This window comes from Flavobacterium panacagri (genome assembly GCF_030378165.1).
Classification (GTDB): Bacteria; Bacteroidota; Bacteroidia; order Flavobacteriales; family Flavobacteriaceae; genus Flavobacterium; species Flavobacterium panacagri.
The window spans coordinates 3,078,220-3,094,335 of sequence record NZ_CP119766.1; the positions used below are offsets into that span (position 1 = coordinate 3,078,220).

General features: G+C 34.0%; 16 protein-coding genes. 10 read left to right on the forward strand and 6 right to left on the reverse strand.

Translation table 11 applies throughout. From position 1 onward, the window contains the following. Positions 1–6 precede the first annotated feature (6 nt). A complete protein-coding gene (gene mazG / locus P2W65_RS13685) occupies positions 7–777 on the forward strand; it encodes a nucleoside triphosphate pyrophosphohydrolase (protein WP_179004053.1) in 771 nt (256 codons plus the stop codon). On the opposite strand, the gene P2W65_RS13690 is transcribed toward mazG, so the two are convergent. Further along, positions 774–1,457, reverse strand: coding sequence for a Crp/Fnr family transcriptional regulator (locus P2W65_RS13690; protein WP_091491198.1), 684 nt, complete (start codon positions 1,455–1,457; stop codon positions 774–776). The two genes, mazG and P2W65_RS13690, sit on opposite strands and share 4 nt — an antisense overlap. A gap of 203 nt (positions 1,458–1,660) precedes the next feature. Between P2W65_RS13690 and P2W65_RS13695 the strand changes: the two genes are divergently transcribed. The 8 genes from P2W65_RS13695 (at position 1,661) to P2W65_RS13730 (ending at position 10,405) form a co-directional block, all read left to right on the forward strand. After that, positions 1,661–4,048 carry a heavy metal translocating P-type ATPase gene (locus P2W65_RS13695; RefSeq protein WP_289658066.1) on the forward strand — a complete coding sequence of 796 codons (2,388 nt, stop codon included), beginning with the start codon at positions 1,661–1,663 and terminating at the stop codon, positions 4,046–4,048. Positions 4,049–4,162: 114 nt separating this feature from the next. Continuing rightward, a complete protein-coding gene (gene ccoS / locus P2W65_RS13700) occupies positions 4,163–4,354 on the forward strand; it encodes a cbb3-type cytochrome oxidase assembly protein CcoS (protein WP_091491194.1) in 192 nt (63 codons plus the stop codon). A 2-nt stretch (positions 4,355–4,356) separates the two neighbouring features. Beyond that, positions 4,357–6,543 (forward strand): cytochrome-c oxidase, cbb3-type subunit I, encoded by a 2,187-nt coding sequence (gene ccoN / locus P2W65_RS13705; RefSeq protein WP_289658069.1) that lies wholly within the window; start codon positions 4,357–4,359, stop codon positions 6,541–6,543. 7 nt (positions 6,544–6,550) lie between these two features. Next, positions 6,551–6,745 carry a CcoQ/FixQ family Cbb3-type cytochrome c oxidase assembly chaperone gene (locus P2W65_RS13710; RefSeq protein WP_091491191.1) on the forward strand — a complete coding sequence of 65 codons (195 nt, stop codon included), beginning with the start codon at positions 6,551–6,553 and terminating at the stop codon, positions 6,743–6,745. A 2-nt stretch (positions 6,746–6,747) separates the two neighbouring features. Continuing rightward, positions 6,748–7,689 carry a cbb3-type cytochrome c oxidase N-terminal domain-containing protein gene (locus P2W65_RS13715; protein ID WP_289658072.1) on the forward strand — a complete coding sequence of 314 codons (942 nt, stop codon included), beginning with the start codon at positions 6,748–6,750 and terminating at the stop codon, positions 7,687–7,689. A gap of 15 nt (positions 7,690–7,704) precedes the next feature. Beyond that, positions 7,705–9,123 carry a cytochrome c oxidase accessory protein CcoG gene (gene ccoG / locus P2W65_RS13720; protein ID WP_289658074.1) on the forward strand — a complete coding sequence of 473 codons (1,419 nt, stop codon included), beginning with the start codon at positions 7,705–7,707 and terminating at the stop codon, positions 9,121–9,123. Positions 9,124–9,136: 13 nt separating this feature from the next. Beyond that, on the forward strand, positions 9,137–9,586 hold the full coding sequence (locus P2W65_RS13725) for a FixH family protein (RefSeq protein WP_289658076.1): 450 nt from the start codon (positions 9,137–9,139) through the stop codon (positions 9,584–9,586). Between the two features lie 117 nt (positions 9,587–9,703). Further along, a complete protein-coding gene (locus tag P2W65_RS13730) occupies positions 9,704–10,405 on the forward strand; it encodes a sulfite exporter TauE/SafE family protein (protein ID WP_289658078.1) in 702 nt (233 codons plus the stop codon). A gap of 192 nt (positions 10,406–10,597) precedes the next feature. Here P2W65_RS13730 and hemN read toward each other — a convergent pair whose 3' ends face one another. The 5 genes from hemN to P2W65_RS13755 form a co-directional block, all read right to left on the reverse strand. Continuing rightward, positions 10,598–11,962 (reverse strand): oxygen-independent coproporphyrinogen III oxidase, encoded by a 1,365-nt coding sequence (gene hemN / locus P2W65_RS13735; RefSeq protein WP_289658080.1) that lies wholly within the window; start codon positions 11,960–11,962, stop codon positions 10,598–10,600. Positions 11,963–12,082: 120 nt separating this feature from the next. Continuing rightward, complete coding sequence (locus tag P2W65_RS13740; RefSeq protein ID WP_289658082.1) at positions 12,083–12,559, reverse strand: hypothetical protein; 477 nt, start codon at positions 12,557–12,559, stop codon at positions 12,083–12,085. Positions 12,560–12,658: 99 nt separating this feature from the next. Further along, positions 12,659–13,006: a hypothetical protein gene (locus P2W65_RS13745; protein WP_289658084.1), complete on the reverse strand. Its 348-nt coding sequence runs from the start codon at positions 13,004–13,006 to the stop codon at positions 12,659–12,661. A gap of 108 nt (positions 13,007–13,114) precedes the next feature. After that, a complete protein-coding gene (locus P2W65_RS13750; protein WP_289658086.1) occupies positions 13,115–13,537 on the reverse strand; it encodes a DoxX family protein in 423 nt (140 codons plus the stop codon). A gap of 122 nt (positions 13,538–13,659) precedes the next feature. Further along, positions 13,660–15,288 (reverse strand): acyl-CoA carboxylase subunit beta, encoded by a 1,629-nt coding sequence (locus P2W65_RS13755; protein ID WP_179004042.1) that lies wholly within the window; start codon positions 15,286–15,288, stop codon positions 13,660–13,662. A 186-nt stretch (positions 15,289–15,474) separates the two neighbouring features. Between P2W65_RS13755 and P2W65_RS13760 the strand changes: the two genes are divergently transcribed. Then, positions 15,475–16,065 carry a TetR/AcrR family transcriptional regulator gene (locus P2W65_RS13760; RefSeq protein ID WP_289658089.1) on the forward strand — a complete coding sequence of 197 codons (591 nt, stop codon included), beginning with the start codon at positions 15,475–15,477 and terminating at the stop codon, positions 16,063–16,065. The last annotated feature ends 51 nt before the right edge of the window (positions 16,066–16,116 follow it).

The window sequence follows — 16,116 nt, forward strand, 5'->3', positions numbered from 1 at the left end:
TTCAAAATGAATAGAGAAAACCAGTTAAAAGCGTTTGAAAGATTATTAAACATTATGGATGAACTTCGTGAACAATGTCCATGGGATAAAAAACAAACGCTGCAGACCTTAAGACATTTAACAATCGAAGAGACCTACGAACTGGGAGATGCTATTCTGGACAATGATTTGAATGAAGTTAAAAAAGAATTAGGCGATCTACTTCTTCATATTGTTTTTTATGCTAAAATAGGAAGTGAAACTAATGATTTTGATATTGCCGATGTCTGTAACGAAATCTGCGAAAAGTTGATTCACCGTCATCCTCATATTTATGGAGATGTCAAAGTGGAAAATGAAGAAGAAGTCAAACAAAACTGGGAAAAACTAAAATTGAAAGAAGGTAAAAAATCAGTTTTAGAAGGAGTTCCGAGAAGCCTTCCCGCTTTGGTTAAAGCAAGCAGAATTCAGGATAAAGTAAAAGGAGTAGGTTTTGATTGGGAAGAACCGCATCAAGTTTGGGATAAAGTACAGGAAGAATTACAAGAATTGCAAGACGAAGTAAATTCTGGAAATCAAGATAAAATTGAAGACGAATTTGGAGACGTTTTGTTCTCGATGATTAATTACGCTCGATTTTTAAAGGTAAATCCAGAAGATGCATTGGAAAGAACCAATAAAAAATTCATTAAACGCTTTCAATACTTAGAAAGTAAAGCAGGCGAATTAGGAAAATCTTTATCAGATATGACACTTAGTGAAATGGATGTTTTCTGGAACGAAGCTAAGAAACTTTAGTTTTCGGCTAGTTTTTTTAAAGCACGAACATTTTTAAGCATAATCTTTTTACCGACCAATTCAATCAATTCTGATTTGTTAAAATCAGATAATAAACGAATACAGCTTTCGGTTGCAGTACCAATAATTCCTGCAAGTTCCTCTCTCGTTAGTTGAACTTTCAGGGTTTTGTCTGTATCTTCTCCAAAAGCTTCGTGTAATTGAAGTAAAGTTTCAGCCAATCTTTGTTTCACTGTTTTCTGAACTAACGCAATTTTTTCATTTTCAGATTCTTTTAAATCTTCGCAGACAGACTGCATCATATTTAAAGAAAACTGATTATTGCTGTTAAAGAAATTGATGATTTCGGCTTTCGGAATAAAACAAACTTCCATGTCTGCAATCGCTTTTGCCGTTAAGTTTGCCGGCTCATTGCTAATCATCGAACGCTGTCCAAGAAGTTCTCCAGATTTAACCAATTTTACGATTTGGTCTTTTCCGTTTGCACTCAATTTGGAGAGTTTACCAACACCATCTTTCACACAAAATACTCCATTGGTAACTTCGCCTTCTTCAAAAATGGCTTCACCTTTTTTAATTTTGTAAGTGGTTTTACTGCTGGCTAATTTTATAACTTCTTCTTTGTTAAGGGCTTTTAAAGAGCTAAGCTGGCGTACAATGCATTGATCACATTTATTCATGACAATATTTGTTTGGGACAAAATTAAAAATATTTAAGAGTTTTAGCCATTATTATATCGTAAAATTATTATAAATTAGAATTGTTGCTATTTTGAATGCTCTTAGTCAGGTTTAATTGGAATTCAATTTAGGTATAACATGACAATTATCATCTTAATAATTGTGCTTTAATTGGAAATTTGTCGCAAATAAAAACAAGTTTATGAGGGAGCAAAGTTGTTTTCATTGTGGTTTAACTATTGAACAAAATGAAGAAATTGATTTCGATGATAAAAAGTTTTGTTGTGCCGGCTGTAAAACAGTGTATGAAATTTTCAGCAGCAACGATTTAACCTCTTATTATGATTTCGAAAAATCGCCTGGTGCCACACCACAGGACATTGCAGGAAAATACGATTTTTTAGATAACGAAGCCATACTTTCAAAAGTATTGGAGTTTCAGGAAGGAAATACTTCGATTGTTTCCTTAAATATTCCCCATATCCATTGCAGTTCTTGTATTTGGATTTTAGAAAACCTAAACCGATTGCAGCCTGGAATTAGTATTTCTCAGGTTAATTTCCATGAAAAAAGAGTTCGAATTACGTTCAATTCAGATACAGTTTCTTTAAAAGAAATCGTGTATATGTTGAGTTCAATTGGTTACGAGCCTTACATCAGTTTAGAAAATTACGAAACAGGAAAAACAAAAGTAGACAGAAGTTTAACCTATAAATTGGGCGTCGCTTTTTTCTGTTTTGGTAATATCATGCTGCTTTCGTTTCCGGAGTATTTCGAAATGAAAGAATTCTGGTTAGATAGCTACAAACCGTTCTTCCGATTATTAATATTTCTTTTAGCACTGCCAAGTTTTTTATATTCAGCAAGCGGATATTATGTTTCGGCGTATCACAGTATCAGAACTCGAATGCTGAATATTGATATTCCTATTGCGCTGGGAATTATCGTAATGTTCATTCGAAGTACTTATGATATGCTTATGGATCACGGGCCTGGGTTCTTCGATAGTTTAGCCAGTCTGGTGTTTTTTATGCTGCTTGGTAAAATGTTTCAGATTAAAACGTACAGTTTCTTAAGTTTCGAAAGAGATTTTAAATCCTATTTTCCAATTGCTGTAACCAAAATAAATAAAGACGCTTCAGAAGATAATGTTGCCATTTACGATGTTGTTAAAGGTGATCGTTTATTGATTCGTAATCAGGAATTGATTCCGGTTGATGGAATTTTAATCAGCGAAAGCGCCGATATTGATTATAGTTTCGTGACAGGAGAAGCTGTTCCGATTACCAAGAAATCTGGAGATAAAGTTTTTGCAGGCGGTAAGCAGATTGGAAAAGTAATCGAAATGGAAGTTTTGCATTCGGTTTCTCAAAGTTATTTAACCCAACTGTGGAGTAACGAAATTTTTCAGAAAAAAGTAGATCAGAAACACAAGACCATTACAGATGCAATAAGCCGTTATTTTACCCCTATTTTATTGCTGATTGCATTTGCTGGTTTTGGTTATTGGATTTCTATAGATGCCAATATTGCTTTTAATGTTTTTACAGCGGTTTTAATTGTGGCTTGTCCATGTGCATTGGCACTAACGGCTCCGTTTACTTTTGGTAATATTTTGAGAATTTTAGGAAAGAAGAAATTCTATTTGAAAAATGCTGTCGTAATTGAGCAGCTTGCAAAAGTGGATACAATCGTTTTTGATAAAACGGGAACGATTACAACCAACAAAAAATCAAATATATTGTATGAAGGAAATACTATTTCAGATGAAAATAGTGTTCTGATTAAGAATGTTTTACGTGCTTCAAATCACCCTTTAAGCAGAATGCTGTATGACTTTTTGCCCGAAACAAAAAGGATTAATGTTTTTGAATTTCAGGAGATTACTGGAAAAGGGATTTTGGCTGTTGCCGAAAATAAAGAAATTAAAATTGGTTCAGGGCAATTTGTGGATAATTTGGTTTCTGATGGTTCCGAAATTGAAAAAACGGCTTTGCATATTAAAATTGATGGAATTTATTTCGGAAGATTTGTTTTTCAAAACCAGTATAGAGAAGGATTGGAAATACTTTTTTCAAAACTGAATAAAGACTACGAAATCAAAGTACTTTCTGGAGATAATGATGGAGAAAGAGCCAATCTTGAAGCTATTCTGCCCAAAAATACCGAACTAGTATTCAATCAAAAACCAGATCAGAAACTCGAATTTATAAAAAAACTTCAGGAAAACGGCAGGAATGTTATGATGGTAGGAGATGGTTTGAATGATGCTGGAGCATTGGCACAAAGTAATGTCGGAATTTCGATTTCAGAGAATGTAAATGTCTTTTCACCCGCTTGCGATGCCATTTTAGACGCTTCAGAATTCTCACGTTTAAATTACTTTTTAAAGCTTTCTCATAAGGCGATTTTTATCATCAAGATGAGTTTTGGCTTATCATTGCTCTACAACGTTGTGGGACTGACTTTTGCGGTTACTGGAAACCTGCTTCCGATAGTTGCAGCAATCATTATGCCGTTGAGTACAATTACCATTGTCAGCTTCGTTACTTTTATGTCTAACTATTTCATTAAGAGTAATTTAGAATAATTTTAAATAATTCAAAAGATATTTTTTTTATTTTTATTATTCTTCTCTGAGCATGATAATTATCATATTTTAAACGCCGATTGCCTAGTAATTTTGTTAACATAAATTTACGGTATGAGTGTTATTTATCTTTTAATTTCAGTAAGTATTTTCGTAGCAATTTGTTTCTTTATTGCTTTCATTATTGCTGTCAAATCTGGCCAGTACGACGACGATTATACACCTTCAGTCAGAATTCTTTTTGACGATGAGACCAAAATTATTTCCCAAAATAATAATTCACCAATCGAAGAAAAACAAGTATAATTATGGAAATGGAACAGTTTTATTACGACAACAAAATTGTAAAAAAATTCATTTACGCCACAATACTCTTTGGAGTTGTGGGTATGTTAGTGGGGCTTACCCTTGCGGTAATGTACCTTTTTCCCAACATCACAGATGGGATCTCGTGGCTTAGCTACGGCCGTTTAAGACCATTACACACCAACGCTGTTATTTTTGCCTTTGTGGGTAATGCCTTCTTTGCCGGAATGTATTATTCTATGCAGAGATTGCTAAAAGCCAGAATGTTTAGTGATTTTTTAAGTAATCTGCATTTCTGGGGCTGGCAGTTAATTATTGTTGCTGCAGCGATTACACTTCCTTTAGGTTATACTTCTTCTAAAGAATATGCAGAATTAGAATGGCCAATTGATATTGCAATCGCGTTAATCTGGGTGGTAATGGGTATCAATATGATTGGTACCATGTTGCGCCGTAGAGAGCGTCACTTGTATGTAGCAATCTGGTTTTATCTAGCAACATTTGTAACAGTAGCGGTATTACACATTTTTAACAATATTGAAATTCCGGTTTCAGCTTTAAAAAGTTATTCTGTTTATGCTGGAGTTCAGGATGCATTAGTGCAGTGGTGGTATGGACACAATGCGGTAGCTTTCTTCTTGACTACTCCGTTTTTAGGATTAATGTACTATTTTGTGCCAAAGATTGCCAACAGACCTGTTTACTCTTATAGATTATCAATTATCCACTTTTGGTCTTTAATCTTTATCTATATCTGGGCTGGACCTCACCATTTATTATATTCTGCATTGCCAAACTGGGCTCAGAATTTAGGAGTAGCTTTCTCAGTAATGCTAATTGCTCCATCTTGGGGAGGTATGATTAATGGACTTTTAACGCTAAGAGGTGCTTGGGATAAAGTTCGTGAAGAACCAGTTTTAAAATTCTTTGTAGTAGCAATTACAGGATACGGAATGGCAACGTTTGAAGGGCCGATGCTTTCTCTTAAAAATGTAAATGCTATTGCGCACTATACAGATTGGATCGTTGCCCACGTACACGTTGGAGCTTTAGCTTGGAATGGTTTTATGTCATTTGCGATTATATATTGGTTGATTCCACGAATGACAAAAACAGATTTGTTCTCTAAGAAATTGGCAAACTTCCATTTCTGGATTGGTACTTTAGGGATTATCGTTTATACAATTCCGTTATATGTAGCTGGTTTTCAACAAGCTTCTATGTGGAAACAATTTAATCCAGACGGAACTTTAACTTACGGAAACTTCCTTGAAACTGTAACGGCTATTATGCCAATGTATTGGATGAGAGCTATTGGTGGTACTTTGTACTTAGTTGGTATGCTGACATTGGTTTATAACATTATCATGACAGTTAAAAAAGGTTCCCCAGTAGAAGATGAATTAGCTCAGGCTCCTGCTTTACAAAGAATCAGTAGCGGAAGAGTAAGAGGAGAGAAATTCCACTCTTGGTTAGAAAGAAAACCAATTCAATTGACAATCTTGGCTACAATCGCGATTTTAATTGGAGGTATTATTCAGATTGTACCAACGATTATGGTGAAATCAAATATTCCGACTATTTCAAGTGTAAAACCTTATACGCCATTGGAATTAGAAGGACGTGATTTATACATTAGAGAAGGTTGTGTGGGTTGTCACTCACAGTCAGTTCGTCCATTCAGAAGTGAAGTAGAACGTTACGGAGTACAGTCAAAAGCGGGAGAGTTTGTTTACGATCATCCATTCTTATGGGGATCAAAACGTACGGGACCGGATTTATTAAGAGTTGGTGGTAAATACAATGATAACTGGCACTTCAATCACATGTGGAATCCGCAAAGTACATCTGCAGGATCAATTATGCCAGGGTACAAATGGTTATTTGACAACAAACCTCTAGATATTTCTTTAACACAAAAGAAAATGCAAGCCATGATTTCTTTAGGTGTTCCTTACAGTGCAGAAGAAGTTGCAAATGCACAAAAAGCGTTGAGAGATCAAGCAGTTAAAATTGAAAAAAGCTTAGAAAGCGATCCTGACTTTGTAAAAAGTTATGAAGACAGCAAGAAAAAAGCGGCTGCAAAAGGAGAGCAATTCGTTCCAATGAACGAAAGAGAAATCGTTGCTTTGATTGCTTACATTCAAAGACTTGGTACTGATATTAAAGTAAAAGAAACTACTAAATAACAGCATTATGTTCGAACAAATAAAACACAATATGGAAACAATATCGGGTGTAGAATTATACCCGATTATTTCCCTCTTGATTTTCTTCTTCTTCTTTGTAGGATTAGGCTTTTGGGTATTCTCTTATAGAAAAGATAAAATTCAGGAAATGAGTAGTATTCCTTTAGATGAAGGGCTTGTTGTAATTACAAAAGAGATATAAAAATGAAAAAGTTTTTCCCAGTATATGTTAGAGTACCGTTGATTTTCTTCATCGTCTTTGGTTTGATGGAGTATTTCGTAGACTCAGGTGACAGAGCAGCATTTATAAAATACCCAATGGTGTCGCTGTTTTTATTTGTCTTCTTGTTCATTTTAATTGCAATTGAGATTACGCTTAGTGCTGTAAATCGTGTCATGTATCAATTAATGACACCAGAAGAAAAAGCGCAAAAAGAATATGAAGAAAGCCTTAGTTTCAAAGAGAGCACTTGGTTTAAAGATTTAATGCAGAAATTAACTAAAACATCTCCAATTGAAAAAGAAGGCGAGTTGTTAATGGATCATGATTATGACGGAATCAAAGAGCTTGACAATAATTTACCGCCTTGGTGGGTGTATTTGTTCTACATCTGTATCATTTTCGGAGTTATTTATGTAATTCGTTATGATGTTTTAGGAGCTGACAATCAAGAAATGGAGCTGAAAAAAGAAATGGCTCAGGCGAAAATTGATGTTGAAGAATACCTGAAAACTGCTCCAGATTTAATGGATGAAAAAACGGTTGTTTTGCTTACTGATGAAGCAAGTTTAGCAGTAGGAAAAGAAATCTTTACCACAAACTGTGCAGCTTGTCATAGAGCAGATGCAGGAGGGCAGATTGGACCAAACTTGACAGATGATAAATGGATTTTAGGAGGTGGAATTAAGAATTTATTCCACACCATTACAAACGGAGGCCGAGATGGTAAAGGGATGATTTCATGGAAAGGAACCTTAAAACCAAAAGAAATCCAGAAAGTTGCGAGTTACATTTTGTCTTTACAAGGCAGTAATCCAAAAGATCCGAAAGAACCGGAAGGAGAGGTTTGGGTAGATGAAAGTGCCCCAATCAACGATGCAACAGCCGTTGCACCCAAAATAGATACCACAGCAGTTAAAAAATAATTAGAATACAATATCATGTCAAATTTACCAGACGAAGCGTTTAGAGATACCATTGGAACTATAGATGAAGGTGGTAAACGGAAATTTATTTTCCCTAAAAAACCGTCTGGTAAATTTTACGATTACCGCAAAATTGTCAGCTATGTTTTATTGGCAATTCTATTCATAAATCCGTTTATTAAAGTAAATGGAAACCAATTTATGATGTTCAACGTTTTAGAACGTCGTTTTAATATTTTTGGATTTCCTTTCTGGCCTCAGGATTTTTACCTCTTTGTAATTTCAATGCTTATCGGCGTTGTATTTGTACTCTTGTTTACAGTTGTTTTTGGAAGGATTTTTTGTGGCTGGATTTGTCCGCAGACTATTTTCCTCGAATTGGTTTTCCGCCGAATAGAATATTGGATTGATGGAGATCGTGGTGCGCAATCCCGTTTGGCAAGGCAAGAATGGAACGCGGAGAAAATTAGAAAAAGACTTCTTAAATGGACTATTTTCTTTGTGATTTCTTTTCTTATTGCCAATGTGTTTCTGGCTTATTTAGTTGGAAGCGACAAATTGTTTTTAATGATAGAACAAGGTCCAATTGAGCAGGCAAGTAATTTTATTGCACTTCTTATTTTTACAGGTGTTTTTTATTTTGTTTTTGTTTGGTTCCGTGAACAGGTTTGTATCATTGCTTGTCCCTACGGAAGGTTACAAGGAGTTCTTTTAGATAATAAATCAATTAATGTTGCTTATGATTTTGTACGTGGAGAAAAAGAAGAAGGACGTGCAAAATTCAAAAAAAATGAAGATCGGGCATTAACAGGAAAAGGAGATTGTATTGATTGTCTGCAATGTGTTCATGTCTGTCCAATGGGAATTGACATTAGAAATGGAACACAGTTAGAATGTACCAATTGTACAGCCTGTATCGATGAGTGTGATCATATAATGGAATCGGTTGGATTGCCAAAAGGACTTATTCGATATGCTTCTGAAGATGAAATTGCTAAAAAAGAACCTTTCAAATTTACTGCAAGAATGAAAGGATACACTGCAGTTCTCTTTATTTTATTGAGTATTTTTGTTGGAATGCTATTTTTAAGAACTGATGTTCAGGCAGTTGTTTTACGTCTTCCCGGACAATTATTTCAGCATAACGGAGATAAAATAAGTAATGTTTACACCTATAAAATTGTAAACAAAACGATGAAAGATTACAACGATATTCATTTTGAGCTAATTGATCAAAAAGGCGAAATTAAGAATGTTGGAAAAAGACATTTTAAAGTAGCTAAAGAAGGAATTTCTCAAGGAACATTATTTATAGAAATAAAAGAAGTTTTATTAGAAAGTGATAAAACAAAAGTAAAAATAGGAGTTTACAATGGTTCTGAACTCATAGAAACAACCACAACAAATTTCTTAGGACCACGCAGTTTTAATTAAAAATTATAGTATTATGAAAATTAATTGGGGTACCGCAATTGTCATCGCATTTGGATTGTTTATGACATTTATATTGTATTTTGTTTTTGAAGTACAGTCAAATTCTAAATACGATAATGATTTGGTCGTCGAAGAATACTACAAACACGACACACATTTTCAGGAAGAAATGGCTCGAATTCAGAATGCACACGATTTACAGCACAAACCATCTATCAAATATACAGATAACGGCGTAGCTGTAACTTTTCCTGCTGGATTTGAAAGTGATAAAGTACAAGGCAATATTTTGTTATACAGACCTTCAAACAAAAAATTTGATTTCAATACTAAAATTGCTTTAACCAATTCTTCTATACTCATTCCACAGAAAAAATTAATAAAAGGACGCTGGGATGTTAATATGGAATGGCAGTATGAAGGCAAAAAATATTTAACTAAAGAAGTGATTTACGTCAATTAATTTAGGTTCTAAAGATTTGATCCGCTAGGATCAATTCATCGGTAGAAAAAAAATATCCATAGATAAATTGTCCTGTAGGGACACGTTATGAGGATTTGCAATTAAAAATTAATTAATATGTTGTTTTCAGCATTCATATTAGGTCTTATCAGTAGTCTGCACTGTGTTGGCATGTGTGGGCCTATTGCCATGATGCTTCCTGTTGACAGACAAAATGAAGCCAAAAAAGTAACGCAGATTTTGACTTATCATTTTGGAAGATTAACTGCTTACGCTACAATCGGATTAATTTTCGGATTGTTAGGAAGAGGTTTTTTTCTTGCGGGATTACAGCAGAAAATGTCGATTATTATTGGTGTAATTATGATTATTGTAGTCTTGATTCCAGAGAAAAAATTTGCGAATTATAATTTTTCAAAACCAGTTTATAAAATCATTTCTAAAATTAAATCAAACCTTGGAGCTCAATTTAAAAATAAGAGTTATAAATCTCTTTTTACAATTGGTCTCTTAAACGGATTTCTGCCTTGCGGGATGGTTTATGTTGCGCTGTTTGGAGCAATTGCAATGCAAAGCGCTGGTTTTGGGATTCTTTATATGCTCTTATTTGGAATCGGAACGATCCCATTAATGACCATTGTAGTGTATGTAAATTCATTACTAAAATTGCCTTTCAGAAATAAAATCCAAAAGGCAATTCCATATGTGGCTGTAATTATTGGAGTTTTGTTTATTCTTAGAGGATTAGGACTTGGAATTCCATATATTTCTCCTTCTAATATGAGTTTATTTGTACAGCAGACTCCTAACTGCCATTAAACATTGAGTATAATTTTTAACACATAGAAACATAGATTTCATTATCGCTAAAAAGGTATTTCCCTTATTGAAATAAAACAATAGCTATGTGTGAGAAATATATTTCTCTGTATTATTCTTTATTCACACTAAAAAACTATGTTTCTATGTGTTTAATATTTTTTGGACACAAATGATTAAATCTTAATTTATTTATACAGTCATCGAAAACAAGTTGGTTTCCGGTGACTTTCTTTTTAGATGTAAATCGAAAGCCATACAAATATTACGTACAAAAGGCCTTCCTTCTTCTGTGATTTTAATTGAATTTTCTTCAATAACAATTAAACCATCATTTTCTATTTCTTGTAAAGCAATTAAAACTTCAGGAAGTTCTGAGAAATTTAAAGATTCTTTTGTCCAGGAAGTCTGCAGTTCGCAAGTTAAATTCAGAATGTGTTTTCTAATAATTAAATCTTCTTCATTTAAAATATGTCCTTTTACAACTGGTAGTTTATCCCATTCTAATAATTGGTAATAATCTTCTAGATTTTTAGTGTTTTGGGCAAAACTATACCAGCTGTCACTAATCGAAGAAACGCCTAAACCAATCATTACTTGTGTTTTTGAAGCACTATATCCCATAAAATTTCGATGTAAATTACCATTATGAGCGGCTTTATATAAACTATCAGCTTCTAAAGCAAAATGATCCATTCCTATTTCATGATAACCGTTTTGCGAAAGCAATTTTTTTCCTGTTTCATAAAGCTGTCTTTTTTCGGCATCTTTTGGCAGGTTTTCGTCGTTAAAGCCACGTTGTCCGTTTCCTTTTATCCACGGCACATGAGCGTAACTGTAAAAAGCCAATCGATCTGGTTTTAAAGAATTTGTTTTTTCAACCGTATCTATAACATCTTCGATAGTTTGAAATGGAAGCCCAAAAATTATGTCATGACCTATAGAAGTATAACCAATTTCCTTGGCCCAAAAAGTGACTTTAGCAACATTATGAAACGGCTGAATTCGGTTAATGGCTTGCTGTACTTTTGCAGCATAATCCTGAACTCCAAAACTCACTCGGCGAAAGCCTAAATCATATAATTTTTTTAATTGTTCGTGAGTAGTATTATTGGGATGTCCTTCAAAACTAAATTCATGGTTTTCAGCTTTTACAGCATAACTGAATATTCCATTAATCAGCAATTCTAGGTTTTCTTTAGAAAAGAATGTAGGTGTTCCGCCTCCTAAATGAATTTCTTTAATAACAGGTTTTTCGGGAAGTATTTTACAGTACAAATACCACTCTTTTAAAAGTGCTTTAATGTAAGTTTCTTCAACAGAATGATTTTTGGTAATTCGTTTGTTACATCCGCAGAAAGTACACATGCTTTCACAGAAAGGCAGATGAATATATAAACTAATTCCGTTTTTTGAATTGCTTTCAGAAAATGATTTTTGTAAAGAAGTGATCCATTTTTCAGTTGTGAAATCAGCTTCGTTCCAATACGGAACTGTCGGATAACTTGTATATCTTGGACCAGGGACATTGTATTTTTGTGTCAAAGAGATTTTCATAATGACGGATTTAGTTTACCTCAAAATTAAAACTTCGATGACCGACATAAAATGACAAATATCATATAAAAGACAAAAAAAAGAGGCTCAATATTGAACCTCTTTAGCTGAATTAAATAACTAACGTGAAATAGAATCTTGGATGATTTTATGCCATTTTTTCGCAAACTGATGATCTTGATACACGCTTATTTGTTTAATGCGGTCATCATCAAAATCATAGAATGGAATTGTAATCTTTTTAGATGTTTCTTTATCTTGAAATTCGAAATCAATTTTAATAATCGTATCCGAATTTGCATCTGTAGTCGGAATCAATTTGCAAGAACTAATTGTGTTTAAATCGACAAATATAGATTCCTGCTGATTTGGATTGAAGTTCATTAAAATGAACTTGTTATTTTTTTGATCCAATGTCAAAGTTTTATTATTAATTGATTCTGTTAAATCAAAACTCTCTGGATTAGAAGGATTGAATCTCTTCTTAATATTTAAGATTCTCGATTTACTGGCAGCGCTTGAGCGAGCAGAAAAATATACTGGAATTGCGACAATAATTAAAATCACAATACCCATAATGGTTGTTGTAGTTTCCATGATGTTTTTAATGAAATAAATAAAATGATGTAAACCCGCATTCAATTAGAAAATGGTTGCAGTTTGAAGAATTAATCTTCGGCTAAAATCAAGTTTTATTTACCAGAAAAAATGGAAAGCATAGAGTATGACTAAAACCTTTTTACTTTGGGTTGTAAATAGTTTAGTGTATGCTGTGACAGTAGTAACAGTTTGATGCTGTGGGATAAGCGGTAAAAATGAATCCAAGCATTTTAGTATCCCAGACGAATAGCTTTTGATGTTTGCTGCAAATTGATAACTGCCTTGCGGCTGAATAAATGCAGACGAATCTCCAGTCTCTCTACAGAAATTGGTATCCGTTTTTTGTGTATCATTTATATGCACAGAAGCCGTGTCTGCTTGATAAGCAAACAAACCTGCAATCAAAAGTGCAATAAATATAACGGTTTTACGAATCCAATTCATGTCGGCGAATTTAAGTCATAAAACACAATTAATGAAATTTTATAGAATTAATTAACAAACAAAAATTATCCTCAGCTTTTTATGGAAAAAAACTGAGGATTTATAAGTTTATTGTTGCATTTTGAAATAATAATCTGCAGAATGTTTACCGCTTCCATAAAACAAGAAGAAGATGCAGACTAACAAAACCACTATAGCTAGAAGTAAGCTTTCGGAGTGCATTTTGCCCATGAAATTTACGAGAACAGCACCAAATAAAATAGGCAATTGAGCCGCAATTGCCAAACGGGTTAATAGTCCAAAAATAATCATTATACCACCAATCATATGAGCAGGAGCAATGTAATGCAGCATAAACATTCCTCCTCCAAATTTATCAATAGGGGAAATTAAATCATGCAGGTACTGAATATTGGTGACAAACGAGACACCTTTCATAAATAAAAATCCACCCAAAACAATACGTACTAGATCAACTGGTAAATAAGTGTGCGAGTTCGCCCATTTATTCAAACTTTTTACATTTTCCATGATGTTGTGTGATTAAAAATTGTATATAAAGTTACTAATTTTTGATCATATATGTATTTTAAACAGTCTTAAAATAAGTTTTTCGCTTTTTATTTAACGTATCGTTGTGAATTATTTAATTGTTAAACCTGAATTACACCCAGGTTAAATGGTTTTTGAATAGGAGCATGGTTCGCAGCTTCGATTCCCATTGATATCCAGGTTCTAGTATCTAATGGATCTATGATAGCATCTGTCCAAAGTCTTGATGCTGCATAATAGGGAGAAGTCTGCTCGTCGTAGCGCGCTTTTATTTTATTGAAAAGTTCTGTTTCTTTAGCTTCATCAATGATTTCTCCTTTCGCTTTAAGCGAAGAAGCTTCAATTTGTGCTAAAACTTTTGCGGCTTGAGTACCACCCATTACGGCTAATTCTGCACTTGGCCATGCAAAAATTAATCTTGGGTCATACGCTTTGCCACACATGGCATAATTTCCTGCTCCGTATGAATTTCCGACAATAACAGTAAATTTTGGTACTACAGAATTACTTACGGCATTTACCATTTTAGCACCGTCTTTAATAATACCGCCATGTTCCGATTTTGAACCAACCATAAATCCGGTTACGTCTTGTAAAAACACCAACGGAATTTTCTTTTGATTACAATTGGCAATAAAACGAGTCGCTTTATCGGCACTGTCAGAATAGATTACACCGCCAAACTGCATTTCGCCTTTTTTCGTTTTGACCACTTTACGCTGATTGGCTACAATTCCAACTGCCCAACCATCAATTCTGGCATAACCAGTTATAAGAGATTGTCCATAACCGTCTTTGTAAGCTTCAAATTCTGAATTATCAACCAAACGTTTGATGATTTCCATCATGTCATATTGTTCCGTTCTGGCTTTTGGAAGAATTCCGTAAATATCGTTTGGTTCTAAAGCTGGTTTTTCCGCTTTGATTCGGCTGTAGCCTGCTTTGTCAAAATCACCAATTTTATCTACAATATTTTTGATTTTGTCTAATGCGTCTTTATCATCTTTCGCTTTATAATCGGTTACGCCTGAAATTTCACAGTGAGTTGTGGCACCGCCTAAAGTTTCATTATCAATAGTTTCTCCAATTGCTGCTTTTACCAAATAACTTCCCGCAAGGAAAATACTTCCCGTTTTGTCTACAATCAAAGCTTCATCACTCATAATTGGCAGATAAGCACCGCCTGCAACACAGCTTCCCATGACGGCAGCAATCTGTGTAATTCCCATACTGCTCATTTGAGCGTTGTTTCTAAAGATACGTCCAAAATGTTCTTTATCTGGAAAAATTTCATCCTGCATTGGCAGATAAACTCCTGCGCTGTCTACAAGATAAATAATAGGAAGTCGGTTTTCCATAGCAATTTCCTGTGCACGAAGGTTTTTCTTTCCTGTTATTGGAAACCATGCGCCGGCTTTTACGGTAGCATCATTAGCAACAACAATACATTGTTTCCCTTTGATGTAACCAATTTTCACCACCACACCGCCAGATGGACATCCGCCGTGTTCTGGATACATTCCTTCTCCAGCAAAACCGCCAATTTCAATACTTTTAGAATTTTCGTCCAATAAATAAGCGATTCTTTCACGAGCCGTCATTTTACCTTCGGCATGCAGTTTTTCGATACGTTTTTCGCCTCCGCCTAATTTTACTTTAGCAAATTTTTGTTTTAATTCAGAAAGGAGCAGTTTATTGTGATCTTCGTTTTTATTGAAGTTTAAATCCATGATATAGTATTGATTTTACAAAATAATGTTGGCTAATTTACAAAATCAATTGAAATAAATGAGTGGCTTTAGGAATTAAGAAATAGTTTGTAAATGTTTTTTTGATGTATTTTTCAAAATAGGCAGTAGAAGTATAAATCAATTATTTTTCTTTATTTTGCCATTTCATACTAATTAGTATTTTTTATGTCAAAAGCGGCAAATACGAGACTGAACATTCTTCATAAAGCCTTTGAGTTGATTTATACCAAAGGCTATCAAACTACAAGTATTGATGAAATCATTGCCACTACACAGGTTACGAAAGGAGCTTTTTATTACCATTTTAAAACAAAAGACGAAATGGGAGTTGCTATTATTGAAGAAATTCTGAAGCCAACTATGCAGGAACATTTCATAAAACCAACAGAAGCTTCTCAAAATCCAATTGAAGATTTTTATAATATGATTTCGTATTTACTGCTCGAAGATCCTTTTCTGCAGGTAAAATATGGTTGTCCAGTTGGCAATCTTACGCAGGAAATGGCGCCATGGAATAACAGATTCAGTGAAGCTTTAGCGGAATTGGTTGATCTATGGAAAAAGACGATCATAGATTCAATCGAAAGAGGAAAAGAGTCGGGTTTAATCCGTAAAGATGTCGCGGGAGAGCAAGTGGCATTTTTTATCTTATCAGGCTATTGGGGAATACGAAATTTTGGAAAACTCCAAAATGATAATTCGTCGTATCTCGTTTATTTAAAAGAACTTAAGAGCTATTTGAATGGCTTGAAGTAAAATTATTTTTCAAAAACATACTAATTAGTATGTTTTTAAATATATTTGCAT